This is a genomic window from Paenibacillus sp. NPDC057967 (assembly GCF_042887015.1).
In the GTDB taxonomy this organism is placed as follows: domain Bacteria; phylum Bacillota; class Bacilli; order Paenibacillales; family Paenibacillaceae; genus Pristimantibacillus.
On the sequence record NZ_JBHVQB010000008.1, the window covers coordinates 128,092 to 146,827 of the forward strand.

General features: G+C 47.4%; 20 protein-coding genes. 12 read left to right on the forward strand and 8 right to left on the reverse strand.

Annotated features, from left to right (window positions below):
- Positions 1 to 8: 8 nt before the first annotated feature.
- Positions 9 to 332 carry a hypothetical protein gene (locus ACFVSO_RS20935; RefSeq protein WP_387477145.1) on the forward strand — a complete coding sequence of 108 codons (324 nt, stop codon included), beginning with the start codon at positions 9 to 11 and terminating at the stop codon, positions 330 to 332.
- 85 nt (positions 333 to 417) lie between these two features.
- Here the strand turns inward: ACFVSO_RS20935 and ACFVSO_RS20940 are convergent, their stop codons facing one another.
- The 3 genes from ACFVSO_RS20940 to ACFVSO_RS20950 all read right to left on the reverse strand — a co-directional run bounded on the left by ACFVSO_RS20940 (position 418) and on the right by ACFVSO_RS20950 (position 2,078).
- Positions 418 to 750 (reverse strand): DUF1904 family protein, encoded by a 333-nt coding sequence (locus tag ACFVSO_RS20940; RefSeq protein ID WP_387477147.1) that lies wholly within the window; start codon positions 748 to 750, stop codon positions 418 to 420.
- A 126-nt stretch (positions 751 to 876) separates the two neighbouring features.
- Entirely contained in the window at positions 877 to 1,449 is a 573-nt protein-coding gene (locus ACFVSO_RS20945; protein WP_387477149.1) for a GNAT family N-acetyltransferase, read from the reverse strand.
- A 59-nt stretch (positions 1,450 to 1,508) separates the two neighbouring features.
- Positions 1,509 to 2,078 (reverse strand): hypothetical protein, encoded by a 570-nt coding sequence (locus ACFVSO_RS20950; RefSeq protein ID WP_387477151.1) that lies wholly within the window; start codon positions 2,076 to 2,078, stop codon positions 1,509 to 1,511.
- A gap of 325 nt (positions 2,079 to 2,403) precedes the next feature.
- On the opposite strand from ACFVSO_RS20950, the gene ACFVSO_RS20955 reads away from it, so the two are divergent.
- From ACFVSO_RS20955 to ACFVSO_RS20970, 4 genes are all read left to right on the forward strand, one after another.
- Complete coding sequence (locus ACFVSO_RS20955) at positions 2,404 to 3,237, forward strand: hypothetical protein (protein WP_387477153.1); 834 nt, start codon at positions 2,404 to 2,406, stop codon at positions 3,235 to 3,237.
- A 47-nt stretch (positions 3,238 to 3,284) separates the two neighbouring features.
- Positions 3,285 to 3,899 carry a hypothetical protein gene (locus tag ACFVSO_RS20960; RefSeq protein ID WP_387477155.1) on the forward strand — a complete coding sequence of 205 codons (615 nt, stop codon included), beginning with the start codon at positions 3,285 to 3,287 and terminating at the stop codon, positions 3,897 to 3,899.
- A gap of 476 nt (positions 3,900 to 4,375) precedes the next feature.
- Positions 4,376 to 5,134 carry a class I SAM-dependent methyltransferase gene (locus tag ACFVSO_RS20965; RefSeq protein ID WP_387477157.1) on the forward strand — a complete coding sequence of 253 codons (759 nt, stop codon included), beginning with the start codon at positions 4,376 to 4,378 and terminating at the stop codon, positions 5,132 to 5,134.
- A gap of 234 nt (positions 5,135 to 5,368) precedes the next feature.
- A complete protein-coding gene (locus ACFVSO_RS20970; protein WP_387477159.1) occupies positions 5,369 to 6,025 on the forward strand; it encodes a hypothetical protein in 657 nt (218 codons plus the stop codon).
- Positions 6,026 to 6,092: 67 nt separating this feature from the next.
- Here the strand turns inward: ACFVSO_RS20970 and ACFVSO_RS20975 are convergent, their stop codons facing one another.
- From ACFVSO_RS20975 to ACFVSO_RS20985, 3 genes are all read right to left on the reverse strand, one after another.
- The gene (locus ACFVSO_RS20975) at positions 6,093 to 6,773 is read right to left on the reverse strand and encodes a serine hydrolase domain-containing protein (protein WP_387477606.1); all 681 of its coding nucleotides are present in this window, start codon (positions 6,771 to 6,773) and stop codon (positions 6,093 to 6,095) included.
- 244 nt (positions 6,774 to 7,017) lie between these two features.
- Positions 7,018 to 7,452: a flavodoxin domain-containing protein gene (locus tag ACFVSO_RS20980; protein ID WP_387477161.1), complete on the reverse strand. Its 435-nt coding sequence runs from the start codon at positions 7,450 to 7,452 to the stop codon at positions 7,018 to 7,020.
- A gap of 5 nt (positions 7,453 to 7,457) precedes the next feature.
- Positions 7,458 to 7,961: a MarR family winged helix-turn-helix transcriptional regulator gene (locus tag ACFVSO_RS20985; RefSeq protein ID WP_387477163.1), complete on the reverse strand. Its 504-nt coding sequence runs from the start codon at positions 7,959 to 7,961 to the stop codon at positions 7,458 to 7,460.
- Between the two features lie 212 nt (positions 7,962 to 8,173).
- Here ACFVSO_RS20985 and ACFVSO_RS20990 point away from each other — a divergent pair, with 212 nt between their 5' ends.
- Positions 8,174 to 9,052 (forward strand): hypothetical protein, encoded by an 879-nt coding sequence (locus ACFVSO_RS20990; RefSeq protein ID WP_387477165.1) that lies wholly within the window; start codon positions 8,174 to 8,176, stop codon positions 9,050 to 9,052.
- 1 nt (position 9,053) lies between these two features.
- Here ACFVSO_RS20990 and ACFVSO_RS20995 read toward each other — a convergent pair whose 3' ends face one another.
- A complete protein-coding gene (locus ACFVSO_RS20995) occupies positions 9,054 to 9,674 on the reverse strand; it encodes a class I SAM-dependent methyltransferase (RefSeq protein ID WP_387477167.1) in 621 nt (206 codons plus the stop codon).
- Positions 9,675 to 9,833: 159 nt separating this feature from the next.
- Between ACFVSO_RS20995 and ACFVSO_RS21000 the strand changes: the two genes are divergently transcribed.
- Positions 9,834 to 10,352: a DinB family protein gene (locus ACFVSO_RS21000; protein WP_387477169.1), complete on the forward strand. Its 519-nt coding sequence runs from the start codon at positions 9,834 to 9,836 to the stop codon at positions 10,350 to 10,352.
- A gap of 342 nt (positions 10,353 to 10,694) precedes the next feature.
- Here ACFVSO_RS21000 and ACFVSO_RS21005 read toward each other — a convergent pair whose 3' ends face one another.
- A complete protein-coding gene (locus ACFVSO_RS21005) occupies positions 10,695 to 11,438 on the reverse strand; it encodes a glycoside hydrolase family 16 protein (RefSeq protein WP_387477171.1) in 744 nt (247 codons plus the stop codon).
- Between the two features lie 148 nt (positions 11,439 to 11,586).
- On the opposite strand from ACFVSO_RS21005, the gene ACFVSO_RS21010 reads away from it, so the two are divergent.
- The 5 genes from ACFVSO_RS21010 (at position 11,587) to ACFVSO_RS21030 (ending at position 18,732) form a co-directional block, all read left to right on the forward strand.
- Positions 11,587 to 12,507: an ABC transporter permease gene (locus tag ACFVSO_RS21010; protein WP_387477173.1), complete on the forward strand. Its 921-nt coding sequence runs from the start codon at positions 11,587 to 11,589 to the stop codon at positions 12,505 to 12,507.
- 18 nt (positions 12,508 to 12,525) lie between these two features.
- Positions 12,526 to 13,410 carry a carbohydrate ABC transporter permease gene (locus ACFVSO_RS21015; protein WP_387477175.1) on the forward strand — a complete coding sequence of 295 codons (885 nt, stop codon included), beginning with the start codon at positions 12,526 to 12,528 and terminating at the stop codon, positions 13,408 to 13,410.
- Between the two features lie 88 nt (positions 13,411 to 13,498).
- The gene (locus ACFVSO_RS21020; protein ID WP_387477177.1) at positions 13,499 to 15,163 is read left to right on the forward strand and encodes an extracellular solute-binding protein; all 1,665 of its coding nucleotides are present in this window, start codon (positions 13,499 to 13,501) and stop codon (positions 15,161 to 15,163) included.
- A gap of 155 nt (positions 15,164 to 15,318) precedes the next feature.
- Complete coding sequence (locus ACFVSO_RS21025) at positions 15,319 to 17,157, forward strand: sensor histidine kinase (protein WP_387477179.1); 1,839 nt, start codon at positions 15,319 to 15,321, stop codon at positions 17,155 to 17,157.
- A gap of 3 nt (positions 17,158 to 17,160) precedes the next feature.
- Positions 17,161 to 18,732 (forward strand): response regulator transcription factor, encoded by a 1,572-nt coding sequence (locus ACFVSO_RS21030; protein WP_387477181.1) that lies wholly within the window; start codon positions 17,161 to 17,163, stop codon positions 18,730 to 18,732.
- Positions 18,733 to 18,736 lie beyond the last annotated feature (4 nt).

Sequence of the window (18,736 nt, forward strand, 5' to 3'; positions counted from 1 at the left end):
AGAGAATCGTGCAATTATCCTTTGAACTGGAGTACCATGGATGGCTTGATATTAAAGCAGCAGCTCAAGAAAATGAGTTTCTAATACCTGCAACCTTTATGAGTGATGTTATATATGATTGTATTCAGCGCGTTAGCAGTTTGATTGAGGGAGCCAGTGGAACAGTAATTGTCATACAAGCTGAGCCTGGCGAGTATAGAATTCGAATCAAGCGTATTGAGGGCAGCTGTACTTTTGAAATATATGAATTCGAGGATAATAATTTCTGCAGCGAAGAAATTGAACAAGGAAATAGGGTTTCATATGGAAGGAAGCCGTTCGTTATGCAGTAGTGTCACAGGCAGGCCAATCGCTTTCGAATTCCACCAAAGAAACCACCATTCCATGAATGGTGGTTCTGCATTTGTGACGGCTCCGCTAGGCTCTATAACGGCGTCCGTTCATATAAAAGTCTTCCTCGCGGCCAACCCGGAATGAAATCTCCAGATCAGGTATACCGAGCGAGCGAACATGCCTATCAATGGCCTCGGCCATTTTATCGCGCACTTCATCCCCGCGCTCAAACCACCATACGTCGATGAAAGGGTACGAATCGGTATATTTTCCGTCAAATATAGCGGTGACGTGCAAGCATTCTAAAGTGAAATTATCCGTTCCGCATTGGCATATGGCAGCCATCTCTTCTACAAGAGGTATGCTAATGGAACGTATGCCCTCGGCTGGAACTCCTCTAAAAATTAATTGCGGCATCTAATATTCCTCCTATCGATCTAACTTTAGCCTTTGTCATTTACTTATTGTATATGTACAAGTCTGCCTGTTGCAAACGGTGAAACAAGTAGGACGGTTCATTGTCTTCATCAATGAACGGAGTGACTAATCTTTTTGATAAAACATACAGTACACGGGTACATGGTTGACTTGTGTTTCTCTACTCAGCGTAAACCCAAATCTCCGATACAACTTTATATTTTCTTTATTTTCAGTATCCAAAGCGACTCCTTGCGAGGTATCGTCTTCATTTACCATATTTAACAGGTGCAGCAGCATGGCTGTACCGAGTCCCTTTCCCTGAGCCTCCGGCTTTACTCCAATCATAACGAGGTAGTGATGCGTTAATGAGGGGGCAGCGGATCTTGTGATACGCATATAAGAATTAAGGAGATTCAAGGTTTTTCCTGATATTCGTGTACTCCATAGAATAGAATACATGATTGCGAAAAATACGCCTTTTATATTCTGCAGCTTATTTAATTGCGGTTTCTCAATGAGATAAGTGCCAAGCAAGCTTTCATTTTCAAAAATTCCCCACACCTCCTCATTGCAAAAAAAGCTCTTATCAAACATAAAGGAAACAAAAGCGGTTACTTTATTTTTTGCTCTCTGGTCGAGTTGTGAGTTGCCAAACAAGTGCAGGAATAAGGGATCTTGAGCAAACGCCCTGCTCATAAGGGACACGAATACGGGTTTGTACGACTTTGTTAGCTTGGATATTCTATACGGAGAACTCATTTTTCTTCACCGATGTTATTTATTGCTTTACTATAATGATCCACGGCGAAGCTAAATAACACTTTAAGCATGAATAATAAACAGATAGTCAGCATATAGGGCTGTATATTTGGTAGCAGTGGAATACCACCCAGGCCAATAGATAGAAGCAAGCCTGCAATAAGAAGTTGTGATTGTTTGCCGTGCAGAGCATTCACGATCAATGCCCCTGCGATTGTATACGCCCAAACCCCAATGGAGTACCAAATGTCTGTATGTAATAGAAGGGCAACAAGCACAATATGAAAATGTATGGCAATAAATACGATGCGATTCGTTTTTCGTGCTGCATAAAAGTTGCTGGTTGATATAGTGAAATTGGCTACACATCCGGAAAATATATCGAAAATGAATAGGAATGCCAGTGTGCTGCGCCACACCGGCAAATTTTCCGTTAGTTGAGGGAACATCAAATATAACGAAGCCGTTAATAATCCGCCAAAAAGCAATATGGACAGAATAGACACAACAGATTGTTTTTCGCCAAAAATATCATGTAGAAATAAAGGGATCCGCAGTTGTTTCAATAGAGTACACTCCCATCATAAAGTAATGCTTGCTGGCACCGCTTGAATTTTTGTAGTTATAGAGTAAAGTCAACCGATGACTACAAATTTATTATATGTCAACAAAACGGAATTGAGAATAGTTTTATAGTGAATTTGTTTAAATGCTCTAAAACTAAAGCTGCACCTACAGTTGAGCTGATACAGATATCACTTGTGACTATGCTTCGGCAGAGCTCCTGAGCCAGGTGTGTAAGACGAGGATATCAGGACTGATTCCAATCTTTTCATATGATACAATAAGTGGAAACTATAGCAATTGGGAATTCAGGAACGGAGGGAAAGTATGCTTAAGTGGGATAGCGATGTATGGGGAAAACTTACAGGACCGTATCGTTCGGCAGACAACGTACCAGAGTTATTGCAACAGCTGGCGCAGGAGTATAGCCAGGAGGTTTTTGACGAACTCTTTCAGGAGTATTTGTTCCATCAAAATACGATTTATACGGCTACCTATGCGGCAATGCCGTATTTGGCACAGCTAGCATGCTCTACTTCGGATTCGGAAGTGCGCAAAGAGCTGTATATCAATTGCGGTATCATCGAGGCAAGCCGCGATGAGCGGGAAAAGGCGCCATTCCCAGCATCTTGGGCTGAACTAGCTGAGGATGTAGGAAGCTCCGTTTGTACGGAATTATATTTTGAATATATCGAGGCAATGGATAAGCTCCGGGCGCTTACAAAGGGAGTGCTCGCTTATGCAGCGCAACAAACTATGGATGAAACAGAGAAGCGTTACATTTTGATTGCGGATGCTGCTTATCGCGGCTCATACAGCATAGCCAACATGCTGATGACATTCAGCGAGGGTGATGAATATGTCGCCGTCTGTCCGGCTTGCGAGGAAGATGTGTACATATGGCCCGTTGAAGATCATTCAGGTATTCTTCAAGCCTATGCGGAAGATCCCGTCTTTCAGGCAGGCCAGGAACCGCAAAGGCTTGTCCCGGTCACATCATTTGCAGATGAGGAAGTACAAGCATTAGCGGAGCGGGCGGAAGCAATTGGAGAGCAAACCTTGGCCGAGCATTTGCATTATTTAGCGGGGGAAACCACATGTCCATCCTGCCGCGAGAACATTTCTGTATGGCCGTCTTTACTTCGCACATTTACAGGGTAGAGCGAAAAATAAGGGGAACCACAAGTTTAGATACGGCGGTGAGTTAAATGACTACATTGAAGCATAGCGGATTCTATAAACTTAAATTCATCATAACGCCAGATGAGTTTCAAAGTGTGTTGAGGCTTTTCGATCAGAAACAAGTACAATTTCATCGAACGAACCATGACCGGACAGAGCACGATCTAGGTCAGGTATACGAGGCTTACCAGACTTTTTATCAGTATTTCACCATGCCGGAGAAGCCCGACTATTTCCCGTTCTTTGTCTACTCTATTTCTCTTAAGATTAGTAATGAAAGCTCTGGGTTCTTCGTAAGAAATGAAGGGATCAGCTTTCCTTATAATGAACAATGGGCGGAAGATGAGCTGCCGAGTGTCATGCTTTCATTGCCTAAAGGTTATCAGATTGATCTAGAGGATGAAAAAGGGAAGTATTATGTGTATGAGGATATTCGGGAGCATCAGCCGTTAACGTACGCATTTTTCAATGAAATAGCCAATGAAATTAAGAAGATGACAAAGCTGCTTCGCTTTTCAGTTCCTGCAGGTGATACTTTGCAAGAGCAAAAGCCATCTGTACGCATCAGCCAAAATGCAATGAATGATATGATGAACGCTTGGATTTTCAAGAAATATAAGCTTGTTATGAGTAGCAAGTAGGGTTAAGATCATTTATTTCCGTGGACCTTCACCATAAAACTTTGAGGCATTGAAGCCATTACTATGGATCAAACCGATCTTCCTCTACCAGCCGAATCCACAAATAATGCCCATCCTCACCAAAACGGATAGCAATGTCCAGCAAGTTGCGCAAGGCGCGCTAGATAAGAGCGGCGTCCATCTTCATCTCGATACCCTCGTCCGGAACATTAGGCTGGCGTGACGCCTCAGATTGGGGTCTGCGGAGATGAGCTTGTATCCGTGCCAGCAGCTGAGTTGGATTACAAGGCTTGATCATGAAATCATCGGCCGATTTTATTTTAGCAAGTCCCGATCCTTTTAAGATTCAAATACAGGCGAAGCCTTGCTTCCATTAAGACTCCATTAAGAAAAGCCCAACCTGCCTCTGGAAGGATAATACATCTCTTTAGTAGAATATATGTGGTTACAATTTTTGGCATAGGAGGAAGTCATGCATGTTGGAATCCGATCAAGAAGAGTATATATTATCAAATAAAAAAAGCTGGGATGATGCAGCGCCGCGTTTTTTTGGAAGATCCTCACTTCCTGTATATGGGCCATTTCTACCCACCGAAGAGGAACTAGACTTATTTGGCGATGTATCAGGTAAGAAGGTGTTGGAGGTTGGTTGTGGCAGTGGGCATTCTCTAAAATACATGGCCTCGAACGGAGCCTCAGAGCTATGGGGGATTGACTTGTCCGATATTCAAATCGAGACCGCACGGGTACTGCTCTCAGACAGTCATACAAAAGTAAATCTTTTTCAAGGGCCGATGGAGAAGAACCCTGGCATACCAATTGAGCATTTTGATATTGTATATTCGATCTATGCGATCGGTTGGACAGTTGACTTGGGGCAGACTCTTCAGAATCTGTATAGCTATTTGAAGCCTGGCGGGACATTTATATTTAGCTGGGAGCATCCGCTTCATAGTCGCATTAGCCAGAATGGGGAACAGATCGTTATTCATAAATCTTACCATGATGAAGGTCTTCAGCAATGTGAACCATGGGATAGTCCGGCTATTATGAATCAACTGAAAATCAGTACGTATATTAACGAGCTAATTCAAGCGGGCTTTCAACTGGAGAAGGTCGTTGAAGATGTTGTAATCCAAGAGGAGATTAAATCGGGAGATCCTGCTGTGTGGTACACCCATAAGAAAGCATCCCTAGTTCCTCCCGCATTTATTATAAAGTGTACGAAAAAATAAGCTCGTCGTTGAGTGAATTGAAAAGTAGAATAAAGCGTCCCTAAAAAGAGAAGGTCATTCCACAAGGATGGCCTTTTAAACTTGTTAGTGTGGTACACCGTATTATGAGTAGTGCGGGATAAGAACGTACTGTCTGATAGTCAGTTGTTTAATAGAATGGAGTTGAAACAGATGGCGCAAGAGGTAGTCGCCTTGGTGTGCAAGACATGCAGCAGTGTATCGGAGCGCGTGAAGATGGAGAGTAAGTTTTATGATATTGTTGGCTTCGAAAATGATGTTATGGAATGGTCGGATTACGAAAATGAGATTCCTCCGCTAGATGAGTCCCGTTGGATTCGGTCGGATCACCCGCCTGAGAAAGGTCAAGTTAGAACGGTGAAGGCAGCTCATCCATTCCATATGATGATAGGGGAACCCTTTTGGATGCTGTATACTCCGGTACTCTCCAGCCTCAACGGTTGGGATTCCCATCCTGAAGAAATTGAGCAATCTTCTTTTGTACATTGCTCCATCGAACGTGTGCTTGAGCGAAATGACACTAAAGCGTGGTTGCGAGTTAAAGTATTAGAAGTAGGGATGATTAAGGATTATAATCAATGTTTTCCGGTCCGAGATGGGAGCAGCGGGTACTTGGACGACTTTGAAATGTTCGGGGAGCCTTACCTATTTAATTACCGAAATTGGCTATTTATTAGTGCTGGTGCAGAGGGAGATCTCGGCGTATGGGGATTAGTTAAACGATTGGATACTCAGTACCATATGCTTGTATATGGAGACTGGGGTTTGCATAAGAATAATGCTTTTGGCGGTAACATTCTGTTGCCTAGACATCAGATTGAGGGATGGATTGAAGAGGCGAAGCAGAATAATCGCTACGAGACGGTAGGGTGACAGATTGTTGTCTGGAAATCTGTTGACGGATCTTAGAAATAAAAACAGCGACAGCCCTGGTCGAGAATTAAAGTCCTAGCTGCCGCTCGAACTCCGTCACCATTGCTCCTAAGCTAAGTTGCTGTTCTCCATCTACAACCTCTACATTGCTCAAAATAATAATGACGGCATTCTTCTCCACATATCTGCATAATACCGCTCGATAGCCAGGCCAGCCTCCGCCATGCATCGTCTTCTTGCCATAACGCGGGTCATCATCCAAAAACCATCCGCAGCCGCAAGTCGTCTGCGCACCGCTTAACAGCACGAACGGATTTTCCATGAGCGCCACGTATGGTTCTCCCAAGAGCCGTCCTGCGTGAAGAGCGCGATCGAAGGCGAGCAGATCTCGAATGGTGGTATGCACCATGCCATCCCCCTGAATGCCATCCAAGTAATATACATAGGCAAATGCCGGATCATCGTCTAGCAGGAAATAGCGTTGCTCTGCACGCATGTATCCCCAAGCAATGGAATGGAGCTCCCTCGGCGCATAACGACGATTCATGATGAAAGTTGAAGTCATGCCGGCGGGCTGGAAGATATGCTTCTGCATATATTCGGCATAGGGCATGTCTGCTGCCGCGGCAATGACCTCAGCCAAACATATATAGCCCGTGTTACTGTAGCGACAATCCTCCGTCGGTTCGAAGTAAGGAGCAAGCCTTTCTCTTCGCAGCATATGCAGGACATCCGCATTTACGGCAATACGTGAGTGGACCCAATACTGAGTTACTCGTAGTCGGCTATACCCAGATAGTACAGCGAGTTGGGAAGATCAGCCGCAAACAAATTTTAAAGCTGTTGAAGTGGATCAATCGATAACCCTAAGAAAATGCCTCTCTGCATTTTATAAATGCTGAGAGATATTATTGTTTGATTGGATATGCACGCTTGTACAACGAATGCTCTTAATCATGGTCAGCTTCTTAGAAAGCCTAATGTTGGAGAAATTATTCTTTAAATTTTTCGGCAAAAGCTAGTATTGTATCCACGAATATTCCTTTTAGCTGATCGGTACCTTCTTTAGGGGCAGCATAAGCCTTATAACCGCCAAACGATTCAATACAGACAGCAGCTTCTTTTAGATCGGCGGGAATATTCCGTTCTATAATATCTTCCGTTTCCTTGGGCTTTTCATTGCAAATAAAGTATCCCATTCTCTTTTGCAGCAGGGCGTCATGATTTTTTTTGATAAAGTCGCGAATCGGCTTGTATATCTTCCCGTCCCGGACGCCCGCACCCAAAATAATGTGGTCAAAATCCTCGATAATAGGCTTCTCCGTCTGAATATCACAAGTTGTACAATTTGGGATTTCTTTACCCAAAACTTTTATACACTGCTCGGTTGCTCCTGTTTTTGTTGCGTAGATTACTAATACAGCCATTTGACTCATCCCTTATCATTTGCTTTATTTGGACGTGCATTTCCATGAAGATGATGAATTTGCTCCTCTAGAACGACGCTTGCTTTGTTCAGAAATTGGCTAATAAGCTCAAGCTCCTCATCGGAGTAAGATGACGCCAGCTTAACCATTGCTGCGTGAAGCTGGAGATACGTTTGACGGACTTCTTCCTTGTCTTCATATATCGGAACGATAATCACTTTGCGGCGGTCATGAGGGTCCTGTTGTCTGCGCACAAAACCGTTTTTTTCCAGGCGGTCAATTAAGGAGGTCACGCTGCCTGTTGTGAGACCGGTTAGTCTTGACAGCTCACCGGCGGTGACGGGCCCTTTTTCATGCAGAATGTCGACGGATAAGAAGTCATTATTATAAAGCCCTAAGGAAGCAGCTACACTTTGCTGGTATAGTACCGTTCTGTTTCCCAGTCCGCGCATGCTCATCGTAAGGTTTTCCTGTTGTTCTGTGGGCTGTTCTGGTGGATGGTTTGACAAAAAGGTAGTCCTCCTTGAGTCGTTATTTATCTTGATCATCAAGATACTTTATAATCAAGATACTTGATCGCGAGTCTGATGTCAAATATCTATTCGATTAAAAAGCGGAGGCGTATTGTTTGCAGACGAGTCGCTCTAGTCGGCGGATAGCGAAACTTTCCATTCCATGGAAGCGTAAAGTATTTATCTAGATCGTTCGGAGGTATACGGATATGGAAAAAAAGAAAATGAGCGTTCTCAAGAAGCTGTATCAAGCTACTAACTACACCTATAATCGTGAACGGGAAGTGAGCCTCTACCAGGAGGATTCATTATCAGATCGGGAGAAAGAGCTCCTGAAGGAAATGAATTGGCCGGTCAACCAATTGGAGTGGCTATCTCATGACTCTTGCATAAAGGAATTAATCAAGCTTAGAGGGGACAAGCGGTTAACTCGTGAACGCATTATAGACGGCTTTGTCGCGGGTGTAGGAGGCAGCTATCCTCGGGGTTTGTCTTCGTTCATCAGCTATTATACGATGCAGAACATTCCGGACCATGATTTCCAGGAGGGGGAGCGTTATGCGGCTTGCCGGGTTTGTTCCTTCTCTAAGGACAAGAAGGATGGCTTTTGGGAAAATGCTTCCTATCTTCACTACGCCCTTTACTTAGGCAACGCGTATGGCTCCAACCTTTGGGGAGCGCTCCTCGACTTGAAGGAGCTGGCCGGGCAGCCCCCGGTGAAGCCGACGAAGGAGGATATTGACGTATTTCGAAGCCTGCTGGCCAGCTTGGCGCGTTCGGGGCCGGATGAAACGCCAGGTGAATTCGAGAAACGGCTGGCGGCAGAAAAGGTCATGCCGAAAAACAAATACGTGCGGCGGGGGATATTGAATTCGCTCGCCATAGCAGGAGTTATTCCAAACCTGCTGGTTCAGACTCATTTCAACACATGGACGGATTACGAATATATGGTGAGCCATGGAGAGAAGCTTGCGAATACAAAAGGCCGATCGGATATGGAGATGCCGTGGGCAGCTTGGAGTGGAGAGCTTGGCGTGAATGGGGACGTGGCCAAGGAGCTTTTTGGCGATATGTACGTTCAAGGTTAGATTAGTTCTTCCTGGCAACACTGAAATATTCTTGAGTGCGCGGGTTTAAGCAATCTGTCTCCATAATGGAAAAGCTCCCTTTCTTAATGGCCTCGGCAAGATCGTTGATTTTGAATGCTTGAATAGCGGGCATTAGTCCCACTTTACCTGCAACGGACAAGAGGCTTTTAAGTACTCTTTTTTCACCCACGCATGGTGTTGCCGAAATCAATAATGCTCCGGGCTTCAACAGCTCGTTTATTCTGTGCAGTACGACCTGTTCATCCTCCAGCAAATGCAGAATATGAAAGGCCAAAATTGCATCAAATGAGCCTTTCTTATACCGTTCATCGAAAATGGTCGTATGTGCATAACTGATATTAGCGATGCTTCGATCGCTTGCTTTTTTCTCAGCAATCTCAATCATATTCGCGGAAATATCGATGGCATGAAGCTCCTGCACGTTTTCTGCAATTTCATTGGCTATTAATCCAGTCCCGCAGCCGTAATCCATGACTATGTCGCTTGATTTGAGATGCTTTTTTGTTCGGTTGACGATGTTTTGGTAAGTCTGGGTATCTTTCATCTCGATTTGATCATACTTGCTTGCTGTTTTGTCCCAGAAGCGTTCGGATTTGCTCATTTTGGCGGCACCTTCTTTCTAAGGTATGGCTCGCTGGCTAAAGCGATACGGTTTTAGCTTTTGGCAAGTATGGAAATAGAGCAATTTTCAAGAAATATGGCTATGCATAATATTGTAAAGTAGAGGGAGTAGAAGCTCAAATCTTGGGAGAGTGTACACATGAACCATATTGAATGCATCGAGGCCTACAAGAGTGAACTACAGCAATATTCTGCAGAGCAGCTTCGTTACATATCCGCACCAAAGGTGTGGTCTCTTGGGCAAATGTACGATCATCTTATCCTAACGGCACTGGATTATCTGGACCAAGTGGAAGGCTGCGCATCTGCAAGCGAAGAGCAGGCTGGCGGCAAGACAGATGCGGGGGAAAAGTTGTTTCGCGCTGGAGCATTCCCTGCGATCAAGATCAGATTGCCGGATGGGCCGGAGAACAACCCTAATAATTTGAGAAGCAGGGATGACTTATCGGAAGGGCTAGATCAAGTTCTCACGCGAATAGCGGAATGGGAAGGCCGATTAAAGGATATCCATCCGAATTATAAAGTAAGGCATGACGGCTTCGGCTGGTTAAATGCGCAGGAGTGGTTCAGTCTTATTGGTATGCACTCTCGGCATCATCTACGACAGCAGCGCGAGCTTGAAGCTGCGTATGAATTGGCAGGTGGGAGTGAGAACTAACCACTGAAAAGTAGCAGTCCCAAAAGGCGAAATAGTCGTGCCACACACCGCTAATCGCGCCGAAAGGGCAGAATCACGTAAATAGCGTTGTAGAGCAACGTTAAATGCTTGGAGGCGGCCCAAAAAGTGAAATAGTTGTGCCACATACCTCTAATCGCGCCGAAAGTGCGATATTTCCAGAATTAAGGGGCGTCCCTCTCTAAATTGTAAGAGAAACCAGCCCAAAGATGGCGGTGCAGGGATTGGTATAAAACCGTCATATAGAAATCGTGTAATCACATGAGCTACTCCACAACAATCAAGCCGCTGCAGCATCTGCAACGGCTTTTCCATTCTCTTCAATTACTGATACAGCCAAATCCCGGATACCGTCATAACCGCTGGCAGCGCGGATTCATCAATGTCAACATTGTCATACCAGCCGCCTACGGCAAGATTAAGGACGAGGTAGAAGGACTTGTCGAACGGCATGTCCTTCTCCATGCGGCGCTCGGCATAGCAATGGCCGTCCACGAGCCAGCGGATGGAGCCTTCGCTCCACTCCAGCGTGTAATCCCGGAACTGATTAATATTCCCGTCCTCGAGCTGGTGCGAATATTCATCCAGTTTCTTGTGGTCCCAGTCCTTCCCGTAGTGAAGCGTGCCGGAAACTTGCTGAGGCAGGCGGCCTCTGGCCTCCATAATATCGATCTCGCCGGAAGCGGGCCATGGGCCGTATGCCTGCTCCTGCGGCAGCAGCCATATGGCAGGCCATAGGCCTTGCCCGACAGGCAGTTTGGCGCGAATAACCAATTTTCCATAGAGATAAGAGAAGTGGTCCTTTGTATCCAGACGCGCGGACGTATATTGGAAGCTCCGTCCGTCATCCGTCTCGGTCAGCTCGCGGCGCGCGCATAAGTTCAAGCCAGCTTCATCGATATACAAATTGCTGTCATGATTCGTATAATACTGCTGCTCGCCGTTCCCCCAGCCCGGGTGGATCGGCTTGCCGTCGTTATCCAGCAAGTCATTGCCTAGACGAATATTCCAAGAGCTCAAATCCGTGCGGCTGTCCAAAAAATCCTGCTGCCATATTAGCTTGTTCATCCCCTGCACACTCCCTTCATTTCATCCCAGCATACTGAAATTTAGGCCTTGGTGGAACAAATCCAAAAAAATGGGATAGGGTCAAAAATCATGGCCTTTTTTTCCTATGCCTATATTCATTACGATGAAATGGGAGGGGGCACAGAATATGTTCCAACAGAGGACAGGACTAGTTAAGTCATTGCTCAGGCAATGGCAGCTGCAGAGCATGGTAATCCCCGGGATTATCTGGATGTTTATCTTTTGCTACATTCCCATGCTATGGCTGATTATCGGATTTATGGACTACAGCATTGCGAAGCCTATGCTGCAATCACCCTTTGTCGGGCTGAAGCACTTTGAGGAATTCATAGGGGATGACCGGTTCTGGCGTTCGATTCGCAACACGCTGGGCATGAGCGCAATCAAGCTGGTATTCGGCTTTCCGATTCCGATTTTCTTCGCTTTGCTGCTGAATGAAATACGGAGTATACGCTTCAAGCGTACGGTTCAAACGATCTCGTATCTGCCGCACTTTATCGCATGGACAATCTTCGGCGGCATTATGCTCAACTGGCTGGGTGAAGGCGGTGTCATGAACCAATTGATGATGGGCCTTGGCATTCAGGATCGCGAGATTCTATACAACAGCGATCCGAAGTACTTCTGGTGGATTACGTATTTCTCCGACGTGCTGAAGGAAACGGGCTGGAGTGCCATTATCTATATTGCTGCCATTGCCGGCATTGACCCGGCGCTGTATGAAGCAGCAGAGCTTGATGGTGCCAACCGCTGGCAGCGAATGTGGCATATTACGGTACAGAGCATTCGTCCGACCATCGCGATCTTGTTTATTCTGGCAGTAGCCGGAATGCTGGGAAGCAACTTCGAGCAGATCTTCATGCTGAAGAACAACATGAACATGAGAATGGCGGAAAGCTTGGACCTGTACATTTATAACATGGGTCTCGTATCCGGGCGTCACTCCTTCTCGACAGCTGTGTTGTTCGCCCGCTCGATTGTGGCGCTGGGACTGTTGTTCCTGGCCAATTACATGTCCAAAAAACTGACAGGCGACAGCATTTTCTAACAAAGGGGAGGCAGATCCATGGAATTACGGGGAAGAATGCGGCGCATCGGAGTGTTTGAAGTCTGCAATGCCCTGATTATGCTGGCGGTTTGTTTTCTAACGCTGTATCCGATTTGGTTTGTATTTATCAACTCGCTTAATGCGCCAGAGAAGGCGATACTGGGTACGGTCAACTGGTTTCCGGAAGCGTTCTCGTGGGCAAGTTACAGCGTTGTCTTTAATGATAAAGGTTTGATGAATGGCTTCTACGTCACCACAATGCGTACGCTTATCGGTACGACCGCGCATGTGCTGTTCACGGCAATCGTAGCGTATGGCATGAGCAAGACAAATCTGATCGGCCGTAAGGTCTATATGAAGATTGCTCTGATTACGATGCTGTTCTCAGGCGGACTTATTCCTACGTTCATTCTCATGACAAAGCTGGGTCTCTACGACAACTTCCTGGTCTTCATCATTCCGGCGATGTACACGTTTTTCAATATGATCATCTTCATGAGCTTCTTCCGCACCATTCCGGATAGTCTGGAGGAATCGGCGAAGGTAGACGGAGCTTCGGATTACGGCGTATTGTTCCGCATCGTCATGCCGAACAGTATGGCTGTTATTGCGACGATCTCGCTATTCTCGGCGGTATATCACTGGAACGATTACTATCAAGGCGTTATCTATATCTACTCGCAGGAAAATCTGCCGCTGCAAACGATGCTCTACAAGATTATTGCAGAGAACTCCATGTCGTTCATGCAGCAGCAAGCGATGGCGCAATTCGGCGCCAGGCTGCCGGGCAACTCCATCAAGTTCGCTTCCATGATGGTAGCTACGCTTCCTATTCTATTGGTTTACCCCTTTATTCAGCGCTATCTGGTCAAAGGTGTTATGATTGGCGCCATTAAAGGGTAAGCGTCATACGCCGATCTAAGGTAATGAGCGGAGCGGCGTATGATCCATATATACTAAAAAAGGGACAAAAAGAGAGGATGATCACGTAATGAAGCGCAACCGCATGAAGCAAAGCATCATTATGGCCCTGGCTTTAATTATGGTGCTAAGCTTGGCCGCGTGTACCGGGTCGAAGAACAAGGAGAACACGCCAACTTCCCAGCCTTCGAACAACTCGCAGCCGCCCGCTGGCGAAGCAACGCCGAACCCTGAGGTTCCGGCATGGCAGCTGGATACTAGCCCGATCGAATTATCGTGGTTCGTAGGTGCTTCCTGGTATCCGCATTCCTGGGGCGAGAGCTTGGCCTCCAAGTATGTAACTGAAAAAACAGGCGTTAAAGTCAAGCTTGAAGTTCCTTCGGGCGAAGCGAACGAGCATATTACGCTCATGATGACTTCCGGTAAACTGCCGGACCTTATTACAATGGGCTCTTGGGAAAACGCTGTCAAAAAGCTATGGGAAGGCGACTTTGTGTATGCTTTGAATGAACTGGCAGACCAGTATGACCCCTACTTCTACAAAGTGGCGGGCGATGGCACACTGAAGTGGTACCGTCAAGAGAATGGCAATACGTACGGCGTGCCGAATGATTCGTATAGCCCGAACCTGATGCATGAAACGGGCATGACTGCCGCTAACCAAACGTTTTTGGTGCGTAAGGATCTGTATGAGGAAATGGGCAAGCCGGATCTAAGCACACCGGAGGGCTTCCTGAATGCCTTGCAATTGCTGAAGGATAAGTATCCGGAATACAAAGGACAGCCGATCAGCCCGTTTTTTGCACAAGGCAATGTGCCCTACGGCATGACCGAGTATCTGCAAAATCTGCTGGCTGTTCCGCATGAGCAAGAAGGCAAGGTATATGACCGTATTACCGATCCCAATTATGTTACTTGGCTGAAAACCTTCCGTACGGCTTACGAGCGCGGACTGATCAACGTAGATTTCCTGGTCGATTCCGATACGCAAGTGGAGGAGAAAACGAATAACGCCCGTTATTTCATGATGGTTCGCGAGTGGAACGGTATGGCGGCGGTTAACCCGTTGCTGGCTTCAAGCGCCAACCCGGATTCATACTACATTGCCGTGGATGGACCACAGAACAGCAACGGCGACAGCGCGAAGCTGTTCCCGGGCAATATGGACGGCTGGATGGTTACCATGATCAGCAAATCGACCAAAAACCCTGAGCGTGCCATTCGCTTCCTGACTTACCTGGCCAGCGAAGAAGGCCAGCGCGATCTGTTCCTTGGCAAGGAAGGCGAGACATGGGATATGGTCGACGGCAAGCCGACGCTGAAGACGGAGATGGTAGATCTTCTTTCGAACGATATTGAGAAGCTGGAGAAGGAATACGGCGTCATGGATACGTACTGGATGGTTCGCAATCCGGTTATTATCAACCAGTGGAGACCGGAGAAAGCCCCTGTTCTGAAGCAAATGGAGGACTTCGCGAACGCTCAGGCCGAAATTGACAGCGGTATCTACAAGGGCCTCGACCCGCTTGGCGATTCCGATGTAGCGGTAGCATGGGCGCGTATCTCCCAGAACTGGGAGGAAGTCATGCCGGAGCTGATTACCGCTAAGGACGAGGCTACTTTCGACAAAGTGTTCGAGAGCTTCCTTGCACGCCGCGATAGCTATGGCTTTGACAAAGTACTGGAATTCCGTCAGGCCGAGCTGGATGTGCGCAAAGCCAAAATGGCGGAGTAATCGAATAGTTATAGGATGTTAATTGCCGGCTGCCGTAATGGTGGCCGGTATTCCCTACTTTTACGAGAACTATCCAGAAGGTGCCATATTGCCTGATTACCTACCTGCCGGTTTGTAATACATGGTATATTACAAAGGTAGGGGAGGGCGCTGGAATGAATTATTTGCTGACGAGAATGAGAAAGTTGTACCGCAATTCCCGCATATCCCAAAAGTTCTTTATGGCCTTCAGCCTGACAATTGCAATTCCTGCCGTGCTGGTATCCTTCCTGTTTATCCGAACGCAGGAGACTCAGCTCTACAAGGATGCGATGGCGAGCGGAAGCAGCCATGTATCACGACTAAATGAACAATTGCGCAGTCGGATGGATATGATTGAAAACGCTTCCTCCACGGCGTTGACTCAGAAGTCATTTGTCGATTTTATCCATTCCAATATGCGCAGCGATGGCCTCAGACTGGTGAAATTCAGACAGAACCAATATGAGCAGATGCACAATATTATTCAAAGCCATGAGATGATTAGTCAACTCAGCTTTTATGTTGATAATCCGAATTTGCATGAAATATGGCCGGAAATTTACCATTATGACAACTTCTATCCGCAGGATTATTGGGTCACGTTGCGGGATGAGGGAGGGACGGCATACCGCATCTTTGCCCTTCAGGATGGGGAACATACGCTGTCTTACTACCGGCTCGTTCGCCTTCAGGGGCAGCAGCAGAAGCGTCCCAGCATTATGGAGATTCGCGTTGAGCACAGCGCATTTTTCCGAGACATGCTGGAGGAGACCGGCGGGAATTTCTTTTCAGTTGTCATGGATGGCAAGGACCCTGCCCGTACGGTGTATAATCCTCAGCATGAATTTACCGGCAATGCAGGAGAGGAACTGGGCAATATTCTGGGCAGCATTCACCGGCAGCTGGATGTGCTGGAGCAGGGGGACCCCGTTAAGGTCAAGGTTGGGGATCATACCTACTATGCGTTGTACAAGTATATTGCTCCGTTAGACGCCTATGTGGTGGATATTGCATCTCACCAGGCGCTTATGAAGGGTCCGCGCAACTGGTATGCCCTGGTCGTAGCCATTACCTTAAGCGTGCTGCTGCTCATTATGCTGTTCGTCTCGCATACGACCCGGCGCATGTTCCGCAGACTGGAGAGTATATTGGTTTCTATGCGCAAGGTGCGAAGAGGCCAGCTGGATGCGAAGATTGTCACGGGTCTTGATGACCACGAGAGCGGCGATGAGATTGATGAAGTGGCTGTAAGCTACAACAACATGCTGGACGAGATCAAACGCCTGATGACGCAGGTGGTGGATAAGCAGCTCATTGCCAAGAACGCGCAGTTGCACTCGCTACATTCTCAGATCAATTCGCACTTTCTGTATAATGCGCTGGAGTCCATCCGTATGCAGGCGGAGGTTCAGCGGCAGCCGGCTATTGCTGATGCCTTGGTCTCGTTAGGCTCGCTGCTCCGTTACAGCATGCAGTGGCGCAGTGATACCGTGGCTCTCAGCGAGGAGCTTGCGAATATTCAAAGCTATATTCAATTTATTAACTTCATGGAAGGCGGCAGCATTGAATTGACAGCGGATCTTCCGCCGGAGGTGCTGCGGTACACTATTCCGAAGATGTGCATGCAGCCCATCGTGGAGAATGCCGTTCATCATGCGGCGCCGCGTGGCGGCAGCGTACGGATCGGAATCAGTGTCTCCGTGGAGGATGACAGCCGGCTGCTCATCAACATACGGGATGACGGAGCGGGCGTGGAGCCGCAGATGCTGGCCAGCTTGCAGGCTGTGCTGCAGGGCGATTCAGACACGCCGATCGTGGCGAGTAAGAACGGGTTGGGTTTGGAAAATGTGCATAAGCGGCTGCAGCTTCATTATGGCAAAGGCTGCGGTCTGTGGATTGAGAGCGTGCAGGGTGCTTATACCTGTGTCACGATTCGATTGCCTTGGGAAAATGTGAATCTTGGAGGGTGGTAGAGCATGATCAACATGTTGATTGTGGACGATCAGAAGCAAATACGCGATGGCCTGCAGGCCATGCTGCGCCAATTTCCTCTAGAGCTTGATACCATCTATTGTGCTGCTAACGGGGTAGAGGCGCTGGACATTTTGCGTCAGCATAGCATCCAACTGGTGATTACCGATATCATGATGCCAGATATGGATGGGCTGGAGCTGATGGCGCACACCAAAGAGGAACGGATCAAGGTGGAATATCTGATCATTAGCGGCTATAGCGATTTCGCTTATGCCCAGAAGGCGATAGGGCTTGGAGCCAAGGGTTATCTTCTTAAGCCCGTGAAGCGGGATGATCTGCAAACCGCGGTCGAGCATGTATGGCAAGAGATCAAGACCCGGCAGGCGCTCTCGCGCAATATGAAGCATGTCTCTCGCCGCGCCAAGGAAGCGGACCGCAAGGAGCTGTGCATGTATATGCAGGGCGCTGCCAATGACGAGTCGTGGATTATTCAGACCCAGCAGCAAAATCCGGATTTATGGCGACATTACCGCCTGTGCTTGCTGCGTGAGGAGCTGCGGATCAACCAGCCAGGGGCCAGCAGTGCTCATAGCATGGAATCCATTGCGTATCGCGTCTATGGCAGACGGGGCTGTATCTGCCTGCAGCACGGCCCGCATCTGATTCTAGCGGTTGCCGCAGACGTAGATACGGGCGCTTTGCCCGCCGCGCTCAAGGCTGCACAGATTGATACCACTATAGTGATGACCAGCCCGCAGAAAGGGTTAAAGGAGCTTCCGGGCAGCTACACGCAAGTGCTGGAGCTGCACCGACATAGCTATTTGTTCCCTGATAAACGATGCATACTGCCCTCGCAAGTGGATCGGCTGGAACAGCAGTGGCAGCTTCCATATGAGGATATTTATGCGCTGTTCCAGCTAATTGGCACCAAGAACAGCGGCAAAATCGCCCAAGGTATCTCCTCCATGTTCCACAAGGATGTCCTGCAGCGTTATCATATCCGCTATACGCAGCAGCTCTGTCGCGCCATGGTCGAGATGCTGGAGGAGTATGAGCGTGTTATACGCCCCTATATGGGGGAGGAAGCGCTGGATATTGACTGCTTGCGCAATCTGTTCGATTATCCGGGCATTCGCGACTACATCCAGGCGCTTCAGCAGCAGCTGCTTCGTCTGAACCAATTCTATTATGAATTCAAATGCAGTTACCGCAACTCGCAGGATTTGAACGAAGCGATTCGTTTCATCCATGAGAGCTACCATAAGCCGCTGGATCTCGCAATGGTATCCAATCACGTATCGCTCAATTATGCTTACTTCTCCAACCTGTTCAAAAAAAATATCGGCAAAGGCTTCGCGGAATACTTGCGAGACGTGCGCCTCGATAAAGCCCGGCGGTTGCTTGCTGAGACGGAGCACAAGATCGTGGAAGTGGCAGCCATGGTCGGCTATGAAAGCTATAAGAGCTTCACCCGCGCATTCCGGGATGTTATGAATATGCAGCCTACTGAATACAGGGTGCTCATGCGGCGGAAGTATGAAAGAGAAGGGAAATACCAAGACACAGCGCTATGATTCC